This window comes from Ralstonia insidiosa, from assembly GCF_008801405.1.
Lineage (GTDB): Bacteria > Pseudomonadota > Gammaproteobacteria > Burkholderiales > Burkholderiaceae > Ralstonia > Ralstonia insidiosa.
Genome location: NZ_VZPV01000001.1, coordinates 2643092 through 2663732, shown reverse-complemented (window position 1 = coordinate 2663732; position 20641 = coordinate 2643092). Strand labels below are relative to the sequence as shown.

20 protein-coding genes are annotated in these 20641 nt (G+C 63.8%); 11 read left to right on the top strand and 9 right to left on the bottom strand.

The genetic code is table 11. The annotated features are described in order from the left end of the window. Window positions 1-76 precede the first annotated feature (76 nt). The 3 genes from dapA to F7R11_RS12605 all read left to right on the top strand — a co-directional run bounded on the left by dapA (window position 77) and on the right by F7R11_RS12605 (window position 3063). Window positions 77-961: a 4-hydroxy-tetrahydrodipicolinate synthase gene (gene dapA / locus F7R11_RS12615; RefSeq protein ID WP_031329139.1), complete on the top strand. Its 885-nt coding sequence runs from the start codon at window positions 77-79 to the stop codon at window positions 959-961. A 61-nt stretch (window positions 962-1022) separates the two neighbouring features. Next, window positions 1023-2231, top strand: coding sequence for an NlpB/DapX family lipoprotein (bamC, locus tag F7R11_RS12610; RefSeq protein WP_021194096.1), 1209 nt, complete (start codon window positions 1023-1025; stop codon window positions 2229-2231). Window positions 2232-2277: 46 nt separating this feature from the next. Then, entirely contained in the window at window positions 2278-3063 is a 786-nt protein-coding gene (locus F7R11_RS12605) for an MBL fold metallo-hydrolase (protein ID WP_064803935.1), read from the top strand. 136 nt (window positions 3064-3199) lie between these two features. Here F7R11_RS12605 and F7R11_RS12600 read toward each other — a convergent pair whose 3' ends face one another. Together F7R11_RS12600 and F7R11_RS12595 are read right to left on the bottom strand one after the other, a co-directional pair. Continuing rightward, window positions 3200-3457 (bottom strand): hypothetical protein, encoded by a 258-nt coding sequence (locus F7R11_RS12600; protein ID WP_064803933.1) that lies wholly within the window; start codon window positions 3455-3457, stop codon window positions 3200-3202. Window positions 3458-3695: 238 nt separating this feature from the next. Next, window positions 3696-4937, bottom strand: coding sequence for a ribosomal protein uL16 3-hydroxylase (locus F7R11_RS12595; protein ID WP_064803931.1), 1242 nt, complete (start codon window positions 4935-4937; stop codon window positions 3696-3698). An 11-nt stretch (window positions 4938-4948) separates the two neighbouring features. Between F7R11_RS12595 and F7R11_RS12590 the strand changes: the two genes are divergently transcribed. Further along, the gene (locus F7R11_RS12590; RefSeq protein ID WP_021194100.1) at window positions 4949-5476 is read left to right on the top strand and encodes an FKBP-type peptidyl-prolyl cis-trans isomerase; all 528 of its coding nucleotides are present in this window, start codon (window positions 4949-4951) and stop codon (window positions 5474-5476) included. Window positions 5477-5527: 51 nt separating this feature from the next. Here the strand turns inward: F7R11_RS12590 and F7R11_RS12585 are convergent, their stop codons facing one another. The 4 genes from F7R11_RS12585 to F7R11_RS12570 all read right to left on the bottom strand — a co-directional run bounded on the left by F7R11_RS12585 (window position 5528) and on the right by F7R11_RS12570 (window position 10812). Beyond that, window positions 5528-6616 carry a metallophosphoesterase family protein gene (locus F7R11_RS12585; RefSeq protein WP_064803929.1) on the bottom strand — a complete coding sequence of 363 codons (1089 nt, stop codon included), beginning with the start codon at window positions 6614-6616 and terminating at the stop codon, window positions 5528-5530. After that, complete coding sequence (gene mutS, locus F7R11_RS12580) at window positions 6616-9282, bottom strand: DNA mismatch repair protein MutS (protein ID WP_064803927.1); 2667 nt, start codon at window positions 9280-9282, stop codon at window positions 6616-6618. The genes F7R11_RS12585 and mutS overlap by 1 nt, the downstream gene beginning before the upstream one ends. A gap of 128 nt (window positions 9283-9410) precedes the next feature. After that, window positions 9411-9920 carry a GNAT family N-acetyltransferase gene (locus F7R11_RS12575; RefSeq protein WP_064803926.1) on the bottom strand — a complete coding sequence of 170 codons (510 nt, stop codon included), beginning with the start codon at window positions 9918-9920 and terminating at the stop codon, window positions 9411-9413. 4 nt (window positions 9921-9924) lie between these two features. Continuing rightward, window positions 9925-10812, bottom strand: coding sequence for a LysR family transcriptional regulator (locus F7R11_RS12570; RefSeq protein WP_064803925.1), 888 nt, complete (start codon window positions 10810-10812; stop codon window positions 9925-9927). A gap of 237 nt (window positions 10813-11049) precedes the next feature. On the opposite strand from F7R11_RS12570, the gene F7R11_RS12565 reads away from it, so the two are divergent. Together F7R11_RS12565 and F7R11_RS12560 are read left to right on the top strand one after the other, a co-directional pair. Continuing rightward, the gene (locus F7R11_RS12565; RefSeq protein WP_064803924.1) at window positions 11050-12891 is read left to right on the top strand and encodes a methyl-accepting chemotaxis protein; all 1842 of its coding nucleotides are present in this window, start codon (window positions 11050-11052) and stop codon (window positions 12889-12891) included. Between the two features lie 92 nt (window positions 12892-12983). Further along, window positions 12984-14789 carry a methyl-accepting chemotaxis protein gene (locus F7R11_RS12560; protein WP_064803922.1) on the top strand — a complete coding sequence of 602 codons (1806 nt, stop codon included), beginning with the start codon at window positions 12984-12986 and terminating at the stop codon, window positions 14787-14789. Here F7R11_RS12560 and F7R11_RS12555 read toward each other — a convergent pair whose 3' ends face one another. Then, window positions 14790-15497, bottom strand: coding sequence for an MOSC domain-containing protein (locus F7R11_RS12555; RefSeq protein ID WP_064803920.1), 708 nt, complete (start codon window positions 15495-15497; stop codon window positions 14790-14792). Then, entirely contained in the window at window positions 15494-16198 is a 705-nt protein-coding gene (locus tag F7R11_RS12550; RefSeq protein WP_064803918.1) for a glutamine amidotransferase, read from the bottom strand. Before F7R11_RS12550 ends, F7R11_RS12555 begins: the two co-directional genes overlap by 4 nt. A gap of 91 nt (window positions 16199-16289) precedes the next feature. Between F7R11_RS12550 and F7R11_RS12545 the strand changes: the two genes are divergently transcribed. The 3 genes from F7R11_RS12545 to F7R11_RS12535 all read left to right on the top strand — a co-directional run bounded on the left by F7R11_RS12545 (window position 16290) and on the right by F7R11_RS12535 (window position 17842). Continuing rightward, window positions 16290-16835 (top strand): helix-turn-helix domain-containing protein, encoded by a 546-nt coding sequence (locus tag F7R11_RS12545; RefSeq protein WP_064803916.1) that lies wholly within the window; start codon window positions 16290-16292, stop codon window positions 16833-16835. Between the two features lie 156 nt (window positions 16836-16991). After that, window positions 16992-17387 (top strand): hypothetical protein, encoded by a 396-nt coding sequence (locus F7R11_RS12540; protein WP_037011383.1) that lies wholly within the window; start codon window positions 16992-16994, stop codon window positions 17385-17387. Further along, window positions 17384-17842 carry a DUF2846 domain-containing protein gene (locus tag F7R11_RS12535; RefSeq protein WP_021194111.1) on the top strand — a complete coding sequence of 153 codons (459 nt, stop codon included), beginning with the start codon at window positions 17384-17386 and terminating at the stop codon, window positions 17840-17842. The genes F7R11_RS12540 and F7R11_RS12535 overlap by 4 nt, the downstream gene beginning before the upstream one ends. 65 nt (window positions 17843-17907) lie before the next feature. Here the strand turns inward: F7R11_RS12535 and F7R11_RS12530 are convergent, their stop codons facing one another. Beyond that, on the bottom strand, window positions 17908-18720 hold the full coding sequence (locus F7R11_RS12530) for an inositol monophosphatase family protein (RefSeq protein ID WP_021194112.1): 813 nt from the start codon (window positions 18718-18720) through the stop codon (window positions 17908-17910). Window positions 18721-18851: 131 nt separating this feature from the next. On the opposite strand from F7R11_RS12530, the gene F7R11_RS12525 reads away from it, so the two are divergent. Further along, a complete protein-coding gene (locus F7R11_RS12525; RefSeq protein WP_064803914.1) occupies window positions 18852-19733 on the top strand; it encodes an RNA methyltransferase in 882 nt (293 codons plus the stop codon). 150 nt (window positions 19734-19883) lie between these two features. After that, a complete protein-coding gene (cysE, locus tag F7R11_RS12520) occupies window positions 19884-20630 on the top strand; it encodes a serine O-acetyltransferase (protein WP_064803912.1) in 747 nt (248 codons plus the stop codon). Window positions 20631-20641: the final 11 nt, after the last annotated feature.

Genomic DNA, 20641 nt, shown 5'->3' with positions numbered 1-20641 from the left:
CGATGTGGCGAATTCGCTTTGACGATCCGGTACAATCCGACTGTTTACGTTGACGCTTTTGTTTGCTTTCGAAACCATGACCCAGATTTCCGGCAGTCTCGTCGCCATCGTCACGCCCATGCACGAGGACGGCAGCCTTGATTACCCGTCCCTGCGCAAGCTCATCGACTGGCACATCGCTGAGGGCACCGATGGCATCGTCATCGTCGGCACCAGCGGTGAATCCCCGACGGTGTCGGTGGAAGAGCACCGCGAGCTGATCCGCGTGGCGGTCGAGCAGGCCAACAAGCGCATCCCGATCATCGCCGGCACCGGCGGCAACTCCACCGTGGAGGCCATCGAACTGACGGCCTATGCCAAGCAGGTGGGCGCCGATGCTTCGCTGCAGGTCGTGCCGTACTACAACAAGCCGACGCAGGAAGGCATGTATTTGCACTTCCGCAAGGTGGCCGAATCGGTCGACCTGCCGGTCATCCTGTACAACGTGCCGGGCCGTACCGTGGCCGATATGACGGTCGAGACCATGCTGCGTCTGGCTGAAGTGCCGGGCATCATCGGTGTGAAGGAAGCCACCGGCAACATCGACCGCGCTGCGCAACTCATCAAGGGCGCACCGGCTTCGTTCAAGATCTACAGCGGGGATGATCCGACTGCCATCGCGCTGATGCTGCTGGGCGGTCATGGCAACATCTCCGTCACCGCCAACGTGGCGCCGCGCGCCATGCACGAGTTGTGCGTTGCCGCCATGCGCGGCGACGTGGAGACGGCCCGCCGCATCCACATGCAACTGCTGTCGGTACATAAGAACTTGTTCGTTGAATCGAACCCGATTCCCGTCAAGTGGGCCCTGCAAGCCATGGGCATGATGGAAGGCGGTATCCGCCTGCCGTTGACGCCGCTGGCACCCCAGTATCACGAAGTGGTGCGCGCATCCCTCAAGGATGCCGGGCTGCTCTCCTGATGTTCACCGGCTCTTCCTGGCCCACTAAGGCCATCGTTCTCGTTTGAAGGATCGCAAGTCAATGAAACTGCTCCAAACCCGTCGCGGGGCTGTGGCGACGTCCGCTCAACTGTTGCTGGCCGCGTTGTCGGTTGCCATGATTTCCGGTTGCGATACCGTTAATGAGGTGATGCAGCCCGACCGCATCGACTACAAGTCGCAGGCCAAGAAGGGCCCGACGCTGGAAATCCCGCCTGATCTGACCAGCGTCCAGGCTGACCGCCGTTATGCTGCACCGGACACGGGCACGACCACGCTGTCGGCCTATACGTCGACGGCCCCCAAGGTCACGACGCCCGGTTCGGGTCCGGACACTGTGCTGCCTGCCGTGTCGGACATGCGCATTGAGCGTGACGGCAATCAGCGCTGGCTGGTCGTGAAGACCACGCCGGATGCCCTGTGGCCGAGCCTGCGCACGTTCTGGCAAGAACTCGGCTTCCTGCTGGTGATCGACTCGCCTGAGACCGGCATCATGGAAACCGACTGGGCCGAAAACCGCGCGAAGATTCCGCAGGACATCATCCGCCGTACGGTCGGCAAGGTGTTCGACGGTCTGTATTCGACCGGCGAGCGCGACAAGTTCCGCACCCGTATCGAGAAGGGCCCGAACGGCACGGTCGAGGTGTACATCTCGCACCGCGGCGCGCAAGAACAGCTGGTTGGCTCGTCCAAGGATCAGACTGTGTGGACACCGCGTCCGGCAGATCCGGAGCTGGAAGCCGAATTCCTCTCGCGCCTGATGCAGCGTCTGGGTGCCAGCAAGGAAGCTGCGCAGCAGAAGCTCGCACAGACGCAGGCCGCGCATCCGGTGGAAGAGGGCGCGAAGGCAACCGAGGGCGTGCAGGCTGCACGTGCTGCGGGGCCGTCGCTGCTGGCGCAAGCCAATGGACAACCGGTGCTGAACGTGCCGGAACCGTTCGATCGCGCCTGGCGCACCGTGGGCCTGGCACTGGATCGCGTGAACTTCACTGTGGATGACCGCGACCGCTCGCAAGGCGTGTACTTCGTCCGCTATGCCGACACCAAGGCTGAAGCGAACGCGCCGGGCTTCTTCTCGCGCCTGTTCTCGGGCACGAAGATCGAAGACCTGAAGCGTGCCAAGCGCTATCGCGTGGTGGTCAAGGACGGCGGTGCCTCGTCGACCGTGCTGGTGCAGAACGACGATGGCTCGGCGCAGACCGGCGACATCGGCAAGCGCATTCTGTCGCTGCTCGACGAGCAACTGCGGTAATCGGCATCATGCAGTACGGCTGCCTGGGTTTGGCGATGATCGGGCGATGACACTGAGATTCGCCAGCCTTGGCAGCGGCAGTGAAGGGAATGCGCTGCTTGTCGAGTCCACGGATGGAACGACGAGCACGCGCATCCTGCTCGACTGCGGATTCGGTATCCGCGAAACCGTGCGCCGGCTCGAACGCCTTGGCTGTGCGCCGGAATCCCTCAACGCCATCCTCGTTACGCACGAGCATGGTGATCATGTTGGTAGCGCCTACGCGGTTGCTGCCAAATACAACATCCCCGTCTGGACCAGCCACGGCACGTATCGCGCCACCGTGAACTTGCGCGGTGCCGATCGAGCCGCCGTGCGCTTTTGCCGCGCAGACGACGTGTTCAGCATTGGTGATCTACAGATCCTGCCGTACACCGTGCCCCACGATGCGCGTGAGCCGTTGCAGTTCGTCTTCAATGATGGTGCGCGCTGCCTTGGTGTCCTGACGGACGCCGGCATGTCGACTGAATACCTGTGTGCGCATTTGGAAAACATGCACGCGCTCGTACTGGAGTGCAATCATGACCGCGAGATGCTGGCCAACTCGGCGTATCCATGGTCATTGAAGCAGCGTATCGGCGGCGATTTTGGTCATTTGGCCAATGACATCGCCAGTGGAATTCTCACGCGCGTAAGGCATGCCGCCCTGCAGACCGTGGTAGCTGCGCATTTGTCCAAACAGAACAACACGCCCCTGTTGGCGGGTCAGGCGATTGCTGTGGCGCTGGGCATTGATGCCAGCGATGTACCAATCGCCGATCAGGAAGAGGGGCTGCCTTGGTGCACGGTCTAGTGCTGGAGCGCGCGCCTTGTAAGATTCAGATACAACTTCGAGTGGCAACTGAAGCCGGCAACGACATTGTCGTAGTCACGCGCCCATAAAAAAAGCCGACCCGAAGGTCGGCTTTTTTGTCTCGCGAGAAACGCGATTATTGCTTGGCAGCCGGAGCCGAAGCGTCCGAGGCAGCAGCCGGAGCAGCAGCAGCGTCCGAAGCAGCAGCAGCCGGGGCAGCAGCAGCGTCCGAAGCAGCAGCCGGAGCAGCAGCAGCGTCCGAAGCGGCCGGAGCGGCAGCAGCCGGAGCCGAAGCTTCCGGAGCAGCAGCCGGAGCAGCAGCTTCTTCCTTCTTACCGCAAGCGGCCAGAGCCACAGCAGCCATCAGCGAGGCGATCAGGAGAGACTTTTTCATTTTTCGATCCTTAAACTGGATATGGAAAGCAGACAACACAAAGGGCGATGAATAATTACCGGTAATTATCGCTCTGGAACGACACCTTCTTCTGTGCTTCCAGCCAAGCTGCGCAAAGGCAGTCCCGGCCAGCAAGCTAGCAACGGATTATAGCGACCTTTACACACCCTGTGTAGCCGAGTCCGGCCTACAGCAGACGCGATTCATGCGCTTTTGTAACGATCTGTTTCAGCGCGAATCAGCGCGTCCCAGGTCCTGCCAGACGTAGCCAACCTTCTTCATACCAAGCATGCAGCGTATCCATCAGGTCTGGCAGATCGGCGACTGCATCGACGGACGCTCCGCTGGCGCTGCGTCGGTCAGATAACGCAGATAGCCACGCAAGCAGCGTACCCGGCGGCTCAAATGTGTCGCCGTTGATCCAGAAGTGCTGACTGCTGTAGAGCGCTTGCGTGCGCGCGTCCAGTACAACGCCTTCCTTGCGTGCTCGGGCAGTGAAGCGCGCGAGCGGTAAGCGCGGCTGGGTGATGAAGTCGATATGGTCTTTCGGCTCGGTCAGGTAGGCGCCGAGGAATTCGCCGACGAGCTCGGGTGTCCAGCGCAGCGCGTTGAGTTTCTGCGTGAGCGCCTTGACCATGGCGACAGGCAGTTCGCCGGGGTGCTCCGTGGGCTTCTGCTCGGGATCGGTGTAGCGGCCTTCAAAGTTGGGATCGTCTTCGAGCGTTTGAGAGAGGAAGCCGAGGAAGTGGCCGGCCAGTTCGCGGTACGACGGGGAGCGGAAGCCGATCGAATACGTCATGCAGTCGCCCTCGGCCACACCGTCGTGCGCGTAGTGTGGGGGCAGGTACAGCATGTCGCCGGGCTCCAGCACAAATTCTTCTTCAGGCTGGAAGTTGGCGAGGATCTTGAGTGGCAGGTCCGGCACGAGCGTGAGATCGTCCTGCGCCGAAATGCGCCAACGGCGTTTGCCGTGGGCTTGCAGCAGGAACACGTCGTACGAATCGAAATGCGGGCCGACACCGCCGCCGTCGGTGGCGAAACTGATCATCACGTCGTCGAGCCGCGCGTCGGGGATGAAGCGGAAACGCTGCATCAGCGCTTCAACCGCCGGTTCCACGAGGTTCGCACCCTGCACAAGCACGGACCAGTTGCGCGTCTTGCGTGAGGGCAGGGGCCGCTCGTCAAACGGGCCTTGCGTGAACGACCAGCGCCCGCGCGATTGGGCGATCAGCCGGGATTCCACGTCCGGACGTTGCGCCAGCGCCAGCACCCGTTCGGGTGACAATGGAAAGTGCAGCGCACGCATCTCATCAGGGGAGAGCGCCTGGCGGATCAGCAGAGGCTTCTTTTGCCAGTGTGTGCGCATGAAATCGCGTGGTGACAGACCGCCCAGCAGCTGTGCCGGACGTCCCGCCGGAAGGGCAGTTTGGTCGCTGCCTTGGACGCCGCCATCGGCAGCGTATAATGGGACTTCGTTCATGGAGTGCGCAATTGAAAATCGCGAAGAATACGGTGGTGTCGGTGGCTTACAAACTGTCCGACGCGCAGGGCAACGTCATCGAGGAATCCGATGAGCCGATGGTGTACTTGCACGGCGGCTATGATGGCACGTTCCCCAAGATCGAGGAAGCGCTGGACGGCCAGGAGCAAGGCTTTGAGACCAAGCTGCAGCTGGAACCGGACGACGCTTTTGGCGACTACGATCAGGAGCTGATCAAGATCGAGCCGCGTGACCGTTTTCCGGAGCCGCTCGAAGTCGGCATGCAGTTCGAGGGCGTGCCTGAAGACGGTGACGAGGAAGACGCCGTCGTCTACACCGTTACGGACGTGGCGGAAGACAAGGTTGTGCTGGATGGCAATCACCCGCTGGCTGGCATGGCGCTGCGCTTCGAGCTGAAGGTGACGGACGTGCGTGAAGCCACTGCCGAAGAGATCGAGCACGGCCACGTGCACGGCGAAACCGGCCTCGAAGTGGTCGACGAGGATGAAGACGACGACAAGCCGCACACGCTGCACTGATCGTCTGATTCTGCAGCACACATGAGAAACGGGAGCCTTGGCTCCCGTTTTTTATTGCGCGGGTATGGACTGTACGGGTGTGGGAACCGCCTCCGGCGGCGGTTCGCTGGCGATGCGGCGACCCCGCACGTGAAACAATGGCGTGCGGCCCGGCGTGACTGACACTTCCAGCCATTGATCGAGCGTGGGCGAGCCATACGTGCGGGCACGCATGACATGCGGGTCCGGGCGGCCGTCTTCATCCTTGAGCGGACGATCGAGCAGGAAGGTCTGGCTGGCACCGTGGATGAGCAGGACGGCGCCATCGTAGTCACGCGTGAGCGTGCGCAACTGGCGCTTGAGTGCCAGATAGCCGTCGTGCGGGCGGCGGCGCAGCAGACCGTCGAGCAGGTTTGGCGCGCGACGCCGCTCCCAGCCATCTTCAAACAGCGGGTCAGCTTGCATCATGATGACCACGCCAGGCGCCTTGCGCTGGCGGGCCACGCCGAAGGCGCGCGCCAGCCACTGGCGATTGGCTTCGAGGCGGTCTTCATATTCACCGTTGCGCCCACCCGCGGTCTTGTAGTTGTTGTTGTCGCCGGGCACGTTGAGGGTGACGAACAGCACGCCGTCCGTTTCCCAGCGCGTGTTCTCGCGGTAGCTGCGGAACTTGGCCTGATCGGACTGGCGCATGATCGTCATGGCGCGCTGACCGAGCGTGTTGTCGTCGGGGTAGAACAACTCGCGCAGGCGCAGCAGGCGTTCGATCGGGTCGAAGCGGCCGGCAGCGGGGCGCTGGCAGTCGCTCCAATCGTGGTCACCGGGTATGTAGATGAGCGGTGCGCTCAGGCTGTTGAGCAGATCGTGGCGTGCTTCGAGCAGGGTGTCGGCGCAGGACTCATCGCGGCCCTTCAGGTTGCCCAGGTGGACGACAAAGGCCGGGTGTTCGGCATCGATGGCGTCGAGCAGCGTGCGCGCTGGAGCTTCCTCATCAGCGCGTTCAGGCACGTTGCCGATGATCGCGAAGGTGAAGCTGGACGGGGCGGCCGGCTTGGGATCCTTGGGCGCGGACGTGGCTGCCATTCCGGCAGCCGGCACCAGCATCGCCAACACGATGGCGATGCCTTTGAGCGTGCGCGAAATCGAGCCGGGCCGGGGCATCAGGCAGATGGGGTGGACAGCGCCTTGAGCCGGTACAGCGCGTCGAGCGCTTCACGCGGCGTCATGTCGTCGGGATCGATGCCTGCCAGGGCCTCGGCCAGCGCGCTGTTGGCCGCCTCCGCTGGTGCTTCGTCCTCATCTTCATCAGCGATGGGCGTATCGGCGGCGAGCGCAAACAGATCGAGTTGTGGTGTGGCGCCAGTGTCGGCGGAATGCTGCTCCAGCCATGCCAGCCGCTTGCGCGCGGCGCGGATGACCGGCTGCGGTACGCCTGCCAGTTGCGCGACCTGCAGGCCATAGCTTTGGCTGGCCGGGCCTTCCTGCACAGCGTGCAGGAAGACGATGCCATCGCCATGCTCCACGGCCGAGAGGTGTACGTTGGCGGCCTGCGCGAATTCCTGTGGCAGTTGCGTCAGCTCGAAATAGTGCGTGGCGAACAGCGTGTGGCTGCGGTTGTGCGAGAGCAGGTGGCGTGCAATCGCCCAGGCAAGCGCCAGACCATCGAACGTGCTCGTGCCACGCCCGATCTCGTCCATCAGCACCAGGCTGTTGGCGGTGGCGCGGTGCAGGATGGCAGCGGCTTCGGTCATCTCGACCATAAAGGTCGAGCGGCCGCCCGCCAGATCGTCTGCTGCGCCGATACGCGTGAAGATGCGGTCGATCGGGCCGATGGTGGCGGCCTCGGCAGGCACGAAGGCGCCAACATAGGCGAGCAGCACGACCAGCGCGGTCTGCCGCATGAAGGTCGATTTACCGCCCATGTTCGGGCCGGTGATGAGCAGCAGCTTGCGTGCTTCTTGGAGTACGCAGTCGTTGGCGACGAACTGTTCGACTTGCTGTTCGACCACCGGATGGCGCGCACGCGTCAGCTCGATGCCGGGGGCATCCGTCAACGTCGGGCGCGACCATGACAGCGCATGCGCGCGCTCGGCCAGCGTGGCCAGCACGTCGGCCTGCGCCAGCGCGGCGGCGATGCGCTTGAACTCGGCCAGATGTGGCAGCAGCTTCTGCAGCAACTCTTCGTAGAGAAGTTTTTCACGCGACAGAGCGCGGTCCTGCGCAGAGAGCGCCTTGTCCTCAAACGCCTTCAGCTCGGGCGTGATGTAGCGCTCGGCGTTCTTGAGCGTCTGGCGGCGACGGTAATCATCGGGCACCTTGGCGGCCTGGCCGTTGGTGACTTCGATGTAGAAGCCGTGCACGCGGTTGTACTCGACACGCAGGTTGGCGATGCCGGTGCGTTCGCGCTCGCGTGCTTCCAGGTCGACGAGGAACTGGCCGCAGTTTTCGGAGATGTCGCGCAACTCATCGAGATCGGCATCGTAGCCGCGGGCAATGACGCCGCCGTCGCGCACCATCGCCGCCGGTTCGGCCATCACGGCGCGCTGGAGCAGGGCGTGGGCATCTTCGGGCAGCGTGAGCGCGGCGTACAGCTCGGCCAGCAACGGGGCGGCATCGCTCGCATTGTCGTCTTTGGGCAGCTCTTCGCGGATCTCGGGCAGGCGTGCAAGCGTGTCGCGCAGTGAAGAGAGATCGCGCGGGCGGGCGCTCAACAGCGCGAGCCGCCCGGTAATGCGTTCCACATCGGATAGCGTGCGCAGCGTCGCGCGCAGCGTCTGCCAATCGCTGCCGAGCAGCACCTCGATGGCCTGCTGACGCGCCTGCGGAATCGCACGGTCACGCAGCGGGTGATGCAGCCAGTGACGCAGCAGGCGGCTGCCCATGCTGGTGGCGCAGGTGTCGAGCAGCGAGAACAGCGTGGGCGATTCCTGCCCGCGCAGTGTTTCCGTCAGTTCCAGATTGCGGCGCGTGGCGGTGTCCAGGCCGATGAATTCGCTTTCGTGTTCGACGGTCAGGCCGATCACGTGCCGCAGCGATTGGCCCTGCGTGGCCGCCGCGTAGTTCAGCAATGCGCCGGCGGCGGCCAGTGCCGCCGTCAACGTGTCCGCGCCGAAGGCGACGAGGCTTGCGACGCCCAGTTGCTCGCGCAGGCGGCGTGCGCCGGCTTCCACGTCGAAATGCCAGTCGGGCAGGCGTGTGCGGGCGACGTCGAAAGTGATGGCGTTGAGCGTCGCATCATCGGCCAGCACTTCGGCGGGACGGATGCGTTCGAGTTCGCGGTCGAGCTGGTCGGGGCTGCACTCCATCAAGCGCAGCTCACCGCCGACAAGGTTGAGCCACGCCAGGCCGATCAGCGGGGCTGCACCGCGCTTGCCCGGCAGGTGTGCGATGGCCAGCAGGTGGTTGTTGACCTTGTCGGAGAGCAGCGCCGCATCGGTGAGCGTGCCGGGCGTGACCACGCGCACGACCTTGCGTTCGACTGGGCCCTTGGTGGTGGCCGGGTCCCCGATCTGCTCGCAGATGGCGACCGATTCCCCCAGCTTGACCAGCTTGGCGAGGTATTGCTCGGCGGCGTGGAACGGAATGCCCGCCATGCGGATCGGGTGCCCGTTGGAGCTGCCGCGCGCGGTGAGCGTGATGTCGAGCAGGCGGGAGGCTTTCTCGGCGTCTTCAAAGAAGAGCTCGTAGAAATCGCCCATGCGATAGAAGACAAGCGTGTGCGGATGCCCCGATTTGAGCCGCAGGTATTGCTGCATCATCGGGGTGTGCTTGTCGAAGGGGCCGTATTTCGGGTCGATCTCCAGAGCCGGAGCGGAGTGTTCAGCCATGCGGTGCAATGAGTACTAAGGCGCGGCGCGCGATCCGATGTAATGCGATGGAATCGCGCGCGGAAGGTGTTGAATCGCGCAATTGTTGCACAGGTGGGCAGCCGCTTCCTGGCGAATTGTCCGCAACGTTATGCGTAAAACCCAGGGTGGTAGGTGACTATGCCGTTGGGCAGCGTGCCCCGGAAGGTCAGGGCCTGGAAGTACTCTGCCGGCACCCCCGGAAACACGAGCGAAGGTTCTGCACGAAAGCCGAAGCGGCCGTAGTAGGCCGGATCACCGAGCACGACGCAGCCCGCCGCGCCCAGCGTGCGCAATTGGTCCAGCGCGGCGCGCGTCAGGCCCGCGCCGATGCCGCAGCCTTGCTCAGCTTGCAGTACGGAAATCGGCCCGAGCCCAAACCAGCCGGACGTGCCATCGGCAACCAATACCGGTGAAATGGCGACGTGTCCGACCACCGCACCATCGCGCTCGGCAACCAGCGAAACGGTGAGTGCACCTGCCTCGCGCAACGCGCGGACGATGTCCTGCTCGTTGTGGCTTGTGTGCTCCGCATCACGAAAAGCGGCGATGGTGACGACTTCAATGGAGGCCGTGTCGGCGGGGGCTTCGGGGCGAATCAGCACGTGTGCAGACGTCATGGGGTCAGGAGGCCAGTCGCGCTTCCAGAACATCCAGAAAGCACGCAATCCGTGAGGCTAGTTGTGTGTTTCGGTAGTAGACCGCGTGAATGGGTTGCAGCACCTCAACAGTGGCATCCGGCAGAACTTGTACGAGATCACCTGTGCGGCGGTCTTCGGCGGTCATGAAGTCGGCCAGGCAGACGATGCCGGCGCCTTGCAGGGCAAGCTGGCGTAGGGTCTCACCGCTGGATGCCTTGAGCGCGGGCTCGATGCGGAAATGATCGCCGTGCGGGCCGCGCAGGGGCCACTGGTTGAGCGATTCCGGCTGCGCGAACCCGAGCAGCGTGTGTTGGCGCAAATCGTCCACCGAGCGTGGCCGGCCATGTGCCTTGAGATAGGCGGGGCTTGCCAGCACGCGCAGCCGGCGTGTGCCAAGCAGCCGCGCGCGCAGCGTGGAATCACGCAGCGTGCCGATGCGGATGGCCACGTCGGTATCTTCTTCCAACAGGTCGATGATCAGATCGTTGGTGTTCAGCTCCAGTTCGATCTGAGGATACTGGGCGCGAAAGTCGGGCACCAACGGCGCGATCACGTGCAGCATGAACGGCATGGCGGCGTTGACCCGCAGGCGCCCGGCGGGTTGCTGGCGGCGCAGGGCGATCTGCTCCTCGGCTTCATCCACGGCAGACAGGATCTGCCGCGCCTGCGCCAGAAACACCGTGCCTTCGTCGGTCAGCGACAGACGGCGCGTGGTGCGCGACAGCAGCGTGGTCTCCAGCTTTTCTTCCAGTCGGCGCAACGCACGGCTCACGCCCGAGACGGTCTGGCCGAGCTGCTCGGCAGCAGCCGTCACGGAGCCGGTATCCACCACCGTGCGGAAGGCGAGCAGTTCTTCGAGCGTGGTTTTCATCGTCGATTATCAATTTTCAGTCAAAAATATTCTGCACAACATGGCCCTTTTTGCAAAGGCTTGCTCACCTTGAGCATGCAGACCACCGGGGCGCCGGCAGCCAGCGCCTGACGATCTGCCTATGCGGGCTACTCAAGATTGGTGAACACGTTGCCGATAGACCATCCGGAACGCTAAAACCATAGAGAGACGCATTGCGCACATTGCGCCATCGGTTCCCACCCTGGAGACTCTGGAATGAGCAATCTCAGCTTCCGCCAAAAGCTTTGGCTGCCGCTGGTCATCAGCCTGATCGCGCTGACCTTGATCTCGGTGTTCAACGCCTATCAGGCGCGTGAGATCCGCATCGAGGAACGCAAGAACAACCTCGTCAGCGTGACCACCATGGCGATGAATCTGGTCAAGCAGTACGACGACCTGGCCAAGAGCGGCGCGCTGACCAAGGAAGAAGCGCAGAAGCAGGCGCTGGACCGCTTCAAGGCGCTGCGCTACGACAAGGACGGCTACTTCACCATCAACAACTCGAACTATGTGGTGGTGCAGCACCCGATCAAGTCAGAGTTCAACGGCAAGGATCAAACCGGTTTCAAGGATGCGCAGGGCAACGCGGTCTACGTTGGCCTGACCAACGCTGCGAAGGACCCGAAGGGCGGCTTCACCAGCTATGTGTGGCCGAAAGTCGGCGGTACGGAGCCGGTACCCAAGACCGCCTTCGCCATGCGCTACGAGCCGTGGGACTGGGTGTTTTCGACCGGCGTCTACATGGACGACATCAACGCCGCGTTCATGACCTCGCTGTACCAGACCGGTGGCCTGCTGGCGCTGGTCGCGGCATTGCTGGTCTTGCTGGGCAGCGTGGCCAACCGCAGCCTGCAGCGCACGCTGGGCGGCGACCCGTCTTACGCGGCAGACGTGGCCAACCGCATTGCCGGCGGTGACCTGACCGTGGAGATCAACACCCGCCCTGACGACCAACACAGCCTGCTCTACGCCATGGGCCGCATGCGCGGTGCGCTGGTGCAGACCATCGGCCGCATCAAGGGCGCATCGGACACCATCGGCACGGCCACGCGCGAAATCGCCAGCGGCAACCTGGATCTGTCTTCCCGCACCGAGCAGCAGGCCAGCTCGTTGGAAGAGACGGCGTCGGCCATGGAAGAGCTGATGTCGACCGTGCAGCAGAACGCCGACAACGCGCAGCAGGCCAACCAGCTTGCCGTGTCCGCGTCTGACGTTGCTGTGCGCGGCGGCGAGGTGGTGACGCGCGTGGTGGAGACGATGGGCTCGATCAACGCCTCGTCGCGCAAGATCGTCGACATCATCGGCGTGATTGACGGCATTGCTTTCCAGACCAACATCCTCGCGCTCAATGCCGCTGTGGAAGCCGCGCGCGCAGGTGAGCAGGGCCGTGGGTTTGCGGTCGTGGCAGGTGAGGTGCGCAGCCTCGCGCAACGCAGCGCGGCAGCGGCCAAGGAGATCAAGGCGTTGATCGACGATTCCGTCAACAACGTGGATGCAGGCAGTGCGCTGGTGGAAGAAGCCGGCACGACCATGCGCGAAATCGTTGCGAGCGTGAAGCGTGTGACCGACATCGTGGGCGAGATTTCCTCTGCGAGCCAGGAGCAGCGCTCGGGCATTGAAGAAGTGAGCCATGCCGTCACGCAGCTTGACGATGCTACGCAGCAGAACGCCGCGCTGGTGGAAGAGGCGGCCGCTGCCGCCCAATCATTGGAAGAGCAGGCGGTGAGCCTGACGCAGGTGGTGGCGCAGTTCCGCCTCGATGCCCATGCACTGCGTGCGCCTGCGATGGTTGCCAAGGTTGAGCCAACCATTGCACACGTCTCGCTGGTAGCGCCGGTAGCGCTCAAGGCCGAAGCCCCGCGCCGCGAACCTGCCAAGCCGAGTACTGAAGCCGCCAAGCCCAAGCTGACGCCACGCAAGGCACCGCTGCTGCGCAAATCGGCTGACAAGCCAGTCGACAAACCGGTGGTTGCAGCGCCGGTTGCCGTGCCCGCCAGCCTGACGAAACCCAAGCCTCTGGTGGCCGCCGGCGACGATGCCGACTGGGAAACCTTTTAACCTCTTATTCACCTTGCTGACCCGGCGGGCGGCATAGCACGCCTGCTTCCGGCGCGGTGCAATCGTGTGCTGGCCGGACTACGGAGACAAAGATGGACCGTGTTCTGAAGAACACCAGCGTGCGCGCTGGCCTGCTGGCGATTCTGATCACGTTTGCGTTGATGATCGTGGTTGGCGCAGCGGTTGGCGTGCTCGCACTGCGCACGACCAACGCTGCAACCGAGCGTGTGCATGACATCTCGGATCGCAGCATGCTCCTGAATGACGCCTACAAGGACATGCAGCGCGCGCGCACCGGCATGTCGCGGCTGTACAGCGTGCTGCGCGAGAACATGGACGACGCGGCCAAGACCGCCGCGCTTGAAAGCTCGGAGAAGGGCCTGAAGAAGGCTATCGCGCAGGTGGAAGCGTTCAAGAACGCGCCGCCCATCGAGGGTGTCGACGACGTCTTGCGCCAGTCAATCGTCCAGGCCGCGCAGACGCATATCGAAGCCGTGCAGCGCGCTCTGGCGGCCCTGCGTGCAGGCGATGCCGCGGCCTATGCGCCCCTCAACTACAAGGATGTGACGGACACGGGCGCAGCGTGGTCGGCGCAGATCGAAAGCTTCCAGCAACGCGTCAAACAGTTGGCAAAGGACCAGACCGATGACGGCCTCGCGCGCTACCAAACAATCCTCAAGTTCGTTGCGCTGGGCATTGCGCTGGCGCTGGCGCTGATCGTGGCCGTGTTCTATGCGCTCAAGGCGTTCGTGATCTCGCCGCTCAATGAAGCGGTGACGGTGCTCTCGCGCGTGGCTGAAGGCGATCTGGCGGTGCATGTCGAAACCGGTGGTCGCAATGAGCTTGGTCGCCTGCTGGCGGCGGTGGCGCGCATGCGTGAGAGCCTGGTGAACACCGTGCGCCAGGTGCGCAGCAGTTCCGATTCGGTCAACACCGGCGCGCATGAAATCGCCAGCGGTAACCTGGATCTGTCCACGCGCACGGAGCAGCAATCGGCATCGCTGGAGAAGACGGCGGCCAGCATGGAGCAGATGACCTCCACGGTTAGCAATAACTCCGAGAGCGCGCGCCAAGCCAGTGCATTGGCATCGAATGCCGCCGATCTGGCATCGCGTGGCGGCGAGGTGGTGCGTGGCGTGGTGGCCACCATGGATGACATCAGCGCGGGCTCGCGCAAGATGGCTGACATCATCGGCGTGATTGACGGCATTGCTTTCCAGACCAACATCCTCGCACTCAACGCGGCGGTGGAAGCCGCGCGTGCCGGTGAGCAGGGCCGTGGGTTTGCCGTGGTGGCAGGTGAAGTGCGAGCACTGGCGCAGCGCAGCGCGGCCGCGGCCAAGGAGATCAAGACGCTGATCGACGATTCGGTCTCTCGCGTGCAAGCAGGTCACACGCAGGTATCGCAGGCGGGGGAGACGATTGCCGAGACGGTGGAAGCCGTGCGCCGCGTCGCCAACATCGTCGAAGACATTGCCGCCGCATCGACGGAGCAGACGCAGGGCATCATGCAGATCGGCCAGGCGGTGTCGGAGATGGAGCAGGTGACGCAGCAGAATGCCGCGCTGGTGGAAGAGGCCGCGGCGGCTGCGCAGTCGCTCGAAGAGCAGGCGAAGAACCTCACGCAGGTGGTGTCGCAGTTCCGCCTGGATGGCGCCGAGACGGTCGCGTTCGCAGCGCCTCAACTGGCGCAACCCGCCAAGCCAGCGGCTACTGCAAAAACCGTGGCCGTCAAGCCGGCCAAGCCCGTCAGCTCATTGAGCCCCGTGGTTCGCAAGCGTGAGCCGAAGCTGGCCGTTCAGCCGGCGGCCTCCGCGCCTGCAGCGCCCGCAATCGCCAAGAATCAGCCGCTGGCGGTGGCCGGCGGCGGATCTGACGCCGATTGGGAAACCTTCTGATCAGGCCGTTGTGCTTGCTGGGCCATCGATGCGCTTGGCCCAGCTTTCCACTTCACCGCGCATGAGGCGGCCCTGCACGAGCTTGCGCCATGACGGCGTGAGCGGCAGCGCCAGCATGTCCTCCAGCGCGGCGCGATCCAGCATGTTGCGATAGAGCACGTCCAGCACGCGCGCCAGCGGCCATTGCGGCCATGGGCGTTCGAGCCATGCCAGCGTGTCGCCCACGCGCAGCGTGCCGCCTTCCAGTACGCGGTAGTACCAGCCGGTGCGCCCTGTGTGTTGCACGCGGCGTGCCATGTCGCGCGTGTCAAAGCGGTCGTTGAGCTTCCAGCATGGTTGGCGTAGTTGCGACACCTCCAGCACTACGTTGCCCACGCACAAGCGATCCCCCACGCAGATGTCCGCTTCGGTCACGCCGGTGGTGCTCAGGTTCTCGCCAAACGCGCCTGGTGTCGCGAGCACTGGCAGCGCACCGATGTCTGCCTGCCACGCGGCGTAGTGGTCAAACGGGTAGTGGTGGATCGCCTTGTCGGGGCCGCCGTGCACGCGTGGGTCACCTTGTTCGTCGCCGATGATGCCGTTGATGTCCACCTGCACTGCATCGGCCACAGGGCGCTTGTCGATGGCGCTGCGTGAGCCGGGGCGCGTGTAGTCGACCGCGCGGCCAGTGAGGAGGGTGTCGATGCGGATGGGGGTGGGCAACGTCATGCAGCCTCCGCGCGATCGAGCCAGGCAGTGAACACATCGCGAGCACGCTGTGCCAGGCGATCCGCGATTGCCGGCGCTTGCGCACGCAATGCACGCGGATCGATGCCCGCCGCGCCAAGTTCCGCCGCATGCCCGATCAACCACGCCTCCAGCTCATCCAGATTCGCTTCCAGGTGGAATTGCAGGCCGAGTGCGTGATCGCCGATGGCGAAGGCCTGTTCCGCGCAAGTGGCCGTTGAGGCGAGCCGGCGCGCGTCGGGCGGCAGGTCGTAACGGTCTCCATGCCAGTGCAGCACCGGCGTGCCGTCGGCCAGCGGCGCGAGCGGTGAATTGAGGCCATCGGCGGTGAGCGTGACTGGTGCAAAGCCGATCTCCTTCACCCCCATCGGCGTGACTGCCGCACCCAGCGCCCGCGCCATCAACTGCGCGCCGAGGCAGATGCCGAGCAGCGGCCGGCGTGCGGCCAGTCGTTGCGCAATGGCCTCGGCCTCGTCGCGCACGAACGGATACATCGCGTCGTCATACGCGCCGATAGGGCCGCCCAGCACGATCAGCAAATCGGCCGTGGCCATGTCGTCGGCCGGCACGGATTGCACCCCAACGTCCACATAGCGCACGGCATAGCCGCGTGCTTCCAGCAGCGGCTGCAGGATGCCGAGATGTTCGAACGGAACGTGGCGCAGGGCGAGGGCGGTTTTCATGGCCAAGCGTGAGATATCGACAGGGTTGCATTGTATGACACACGGTGTCCTATGTGACAATCATGGCGATATCAATGACACGATCGTCCCCATGACCGTACGCCTGAAACCGCTGCGCAAGAACCACGGCTGGACACTCGAGACCCTGGCCGAACGCACCGGCCTCACCAAGAGCTACCTGTCCAAGGTCGAGCGCGGCGTCTCGGTGCCGTCGATTGCCGTGGCGATGAAGTTGGCGCAGGCACTCGGCGTGCCTACCGAAGACCTGTTCGGCGAATCCGCCTCATCTGCTGCCATCACCATCGTGCGGGCGGGGGAGCGCACGCGCGTCGGCAGCATCGGCACGCAGCCGCGGTACGAAGGGATCGCCACGCAGCGCAGCGGCAAGACATTGCTGCCGTTCGTGATCTTTCCGCCGGCCGATTTCAGCGCGTCGCCGTTCAAGGAGCACGACGGCGAGGAGTTGCTGTTCGTCCATCGCGGCGAGGTGGAAGTCGCCTTTGCTGGCCAGACAGTGCAGTTGGCAGCCGGGGATTCGGTGGTGTTCGATGCGCGCATTCCACACCGGACGCGCTCCGTGGGGGCAGAGCAGGCGGAGGTGTTGGTCGTTGTCAGTGCCCCGGATGCTGCAAACTAAACATCACTTAAATCTGCTCTTAAAAACTTGTATCGCCCTCCCCACCAAAAATCCGGTCCGGGGGGATGCCACTTTTGCAGCACTTCACTAAGATCGCTCCCCACAAACGCCGCGTCAACGTCACGCGGCACCCATAACAAACTCAGGGAGTGAGTTGTGCGAAAGCCAATGATGCATTTTGCTGCGGTATGCATTGCCGTAGCCGCCCTTGGCGCGTGTGCGCCGATGGTATCCACCGCGCCGGCTGCGCTGACCGCCGATAGCGCGACAGGCGCGTCGCGCCTCCAACTGAAAACGCCAACCGAGATTCGCCTGGAGACGGGCTACACGCGCACGCTCGCGGCAGGCTCGAACTGGCAGCGCGTGGGCACGGTGCCGCAGGGCGTGGTTTATCGCCCGGTTGGCACGATCTTCACGATCGAAGGCCGCCAGGTTCACGAGGCCTATCTCGTCATCGCGGATCAACGCCTGGTGGGTTTCTACCTGCCGGGTGAGCAGGCGTATTCCCCGCTTTCCACAGCTGTTCCAATCACAACAGGAGAACCACAATGAAGGGAGTTTTGCGCGCACTGGCTTCGGCCATTGGTATTACCGTCCTCATGGCAGGGTGCGCTTCGGGCGTGAAGTATTCCGAGATGGCCTCGACCATCCCGACGATCAAGCAGGATCAGGGCCGCGTGTACTTCTTCCGTTCGTCGTCGCTGATCGGCGCAGCACTGCAACCGGACATCAAGCTCAACAGCGAAGTGGTGGGGCAGTCCAAGCCGGGTGGCTTCTTCTTCGTCGATCGTCCGGCCGGCAAGTACGTTGTGTCGACCGCAACCGAGACCGAGAAGACGCTGAGCTTCGCGCTGGACGCGGGTGAGACCAAGTACGTGCGCACCTCGCCGTCGCTGGGTCTGATCGTGGGTCGCGTGGTGCCGGAATTGGAAACGCCGGAGAAGGCGCAGTCCGAACTGCCGTCGCTCAGCTTCGCACCGAACGAGCCGCCGGCCGCCAAGAAGTAACGAGAGCGCTGCAACTAAAAAAGCCCGCTTTTTGGCGGGCTTTTTCTCTTTCAGGCTGGGCAGACTTATTCCGATGCCTTCGATCGCGAGAACGGCGACGTAATCTTGAGCATCTGCACGAAGGCCTTCGGGTTGCCTGCCAGGATTTCGCCTTGGTCCAGGTAGCCGGCTTCGCCGCAGTAGTTGCCGACCAGGCCGCCCGATTCCGTAATCAGCAGCGAACCGGCGGCCATGTCCCACGCATTGATGCCTTGCTCGAAGAAACCGTCGAGGCGGCCGCATGCCACGTAGGCGAGGTCTAGTGCGGCAGCGCCCGGGCGGCGCAGGCCAGCGCAGTTTTCCGTCATGGTGGCAAACAGGCGGGTGTAGTCGTACAGACCTTCCATGTCGCGGTACGGGAAGCCGGTGCCGATCAGACAATCGGCCAGCTTGTCGCGGCGCGTGACGCGGATGCGGCGGTTGTTCAGGAAGGCGCCCGCGCCCTTGGAGGCGGTGAAGAGCTCGTCGCGCGTCGGGTCGTACACCACGGCCTGCGTGACCACGCCGCGCTGCATCAACGCGATCGACACGCAGTACTGCGGGAAGCCGTGGATGAAGTTGGTGGTGCCGTCCAGCGGGTCGATCACCCAGACGTTTTCGCTCACGGTTTCGCCGTCGGCCCAGGACTGGCCGGACTCTTCCGCTAGAATCGCGTGATCGGGGTAAGCAGTCTTGATGACTTCGATGATCGCGGCTTCGGCTGCGCGATCGACTTCGGTGACGAAATCGTTGTGTTGTTTGCGCTCGGTGCGCAGGCTATCGACGTCGAAGGACGCGCGGTTGATGATGGTGCCGGCCTTGCGAGCAGCCCGGACGGCGATATTGAGCATCGGATGCATGACGGATCTCCGCGCCAGTGCGCCGTTTCTTCGGAAAGGCGACTGACGAACAACACAGCGAATTGTAGAAGAACGAGCGGCGGGCCAATCACACGATCCTGCCCGCCGTCAAAAGAGTGGCCGTATTGTATATGAACCCCGCCTCCAGCGCCCTGGAAAACACACCGAACACTGCCCCCGCTGACCCGGAAACGTTGCGCCAGCGCGCTGCGCGCTGCCGTTTCGTGCTGGTCGAGACCAGCCATCCCGGCAATGTCGGCTCCACGGCGCGCGCGCTCAAGACCATGGGGTTTGGCGAACCGGGCAGCTTTGTGCTTGTGCGCCCGCGCGAGGCCGATGCCCAATCCCACGCCGATGCTATTGCCATGGCAAGCGGCGCACATGACGTCCTGGCCGGCGCCCGCGTGGTCGACGACATTGGTGAAGCGCTGGCAGGTGCTTCGCTCACCATCGCCCTGACGGCGCGCCCGCGCGAATTCGGCCCGCGTCGCATCGGCCCGCGCGCCGCCGCGGAAGAGGTGGCTGCTTTGCTGGCCGCGCCGGACACGACCGTCGCTTTCGTCTTCGGCAACGAGCGTTTCGGTTTGCCGAACGAGGTGGTGGACCGCTGCCATGTCGTCACGCACATTCCGGCCAATCCGGCGTATGCGTCGCTGAACCTGTCGCAGGCGGTGCAGTTGATTGCGTACGAGGTGCGCATGGCGTTGCTGACCGACACCGGCACGGGCGACACCCGCATGGACGGCGTCGGCTTTGTCGGCGAGCCAGCCACCGCCGAGCAGATCGACGGCATGTTCGAACACCTGGAGCAGGGCCTGGTCGAGATCGGTTTTCTCGACCCTGCCCAACCGAAGAAGCTGATGCCGCGCCTGCGGCGTCTGTTTGCCCGCACGCAGTTGGAGGCCGAGGAGGTCAACATCCTGCGCGGGATCGCCAAGCGCATGCTTGGCCGCCGTGGTGAGGCGGTTGGCGTGACCAAGACGCCCACTGGCGCCGCCGACGACTGTCGCTGATCGCCCAGAAAGCCGCCCGTTGTTGATCAAGCGGGGCGGCATCCCCCTGCATGTTTGGCCAAAACCCTTGCCGTAGAAGGCTAAGGGAATGCCTTACACTGCCCTCAGCGCATCGCGCATATTGATATAACGATCCACACACGAACCAAGATGTTCACACGCATTCGCGAAGATATTGGCGCCATCATGGAGCGAGACCCAGCCGCACGCAGCCGCTGGGAAGTGCTGACCTGCTATCCGGGTCTGCACGCCGTCATCGTCCATCGGGTCGCGCATGCGTGTTGGCACGGCGGCTTCAAATTGTTGGGGCGGTGGTTCTCGCACCTTGGGCGTTTTTTGACCGGCATCGAGATTCACCCGGGCGCGAGCATCGGCCGTCGCGTGTTCATCGACCACGGCATGGGCGTGGTGATTGGCGAGACGGCCGAAATCGGCGACGACTGCACGATCTACCAGGGCGTGACGCTGGGCGGCACTTCGCTATACAAGGGCGCCAAGCGGCATCCGACGCTCGGCAAGGGCGTGGTGGTCAGTGCAGGCGCCAAGGTGCTCGGCGGCTTCGTCATCGGCGATGGCGCGCGCGTGGGGTCCAACGCCGTGGTGCTCAAGCCGGTGCCGCCGGGTGCGACGGCCGTCGGTATTCCGGCGCGCATCATCGAACGCGATGCGGCCACCGAGGCCAAGTCTGCGCTCAAGCAGGAGTTCTCGGCCTACGGCATTACGCCGGATGCGGATGATCCGGTGTCGCTGGCGCTCAAGCGCTTGATCGACCACAGTGAGCTTCAGCAGGAACGCATCGAGTCGATTCGTTCTGCACTGGATCGTCTGGGCGCGCATCTTGAAAACTCGCCGAACGATCCGTTCGATGCGAGCGAGTTGAAGCGGATGCTGAAGTAATCGTGCGAGTG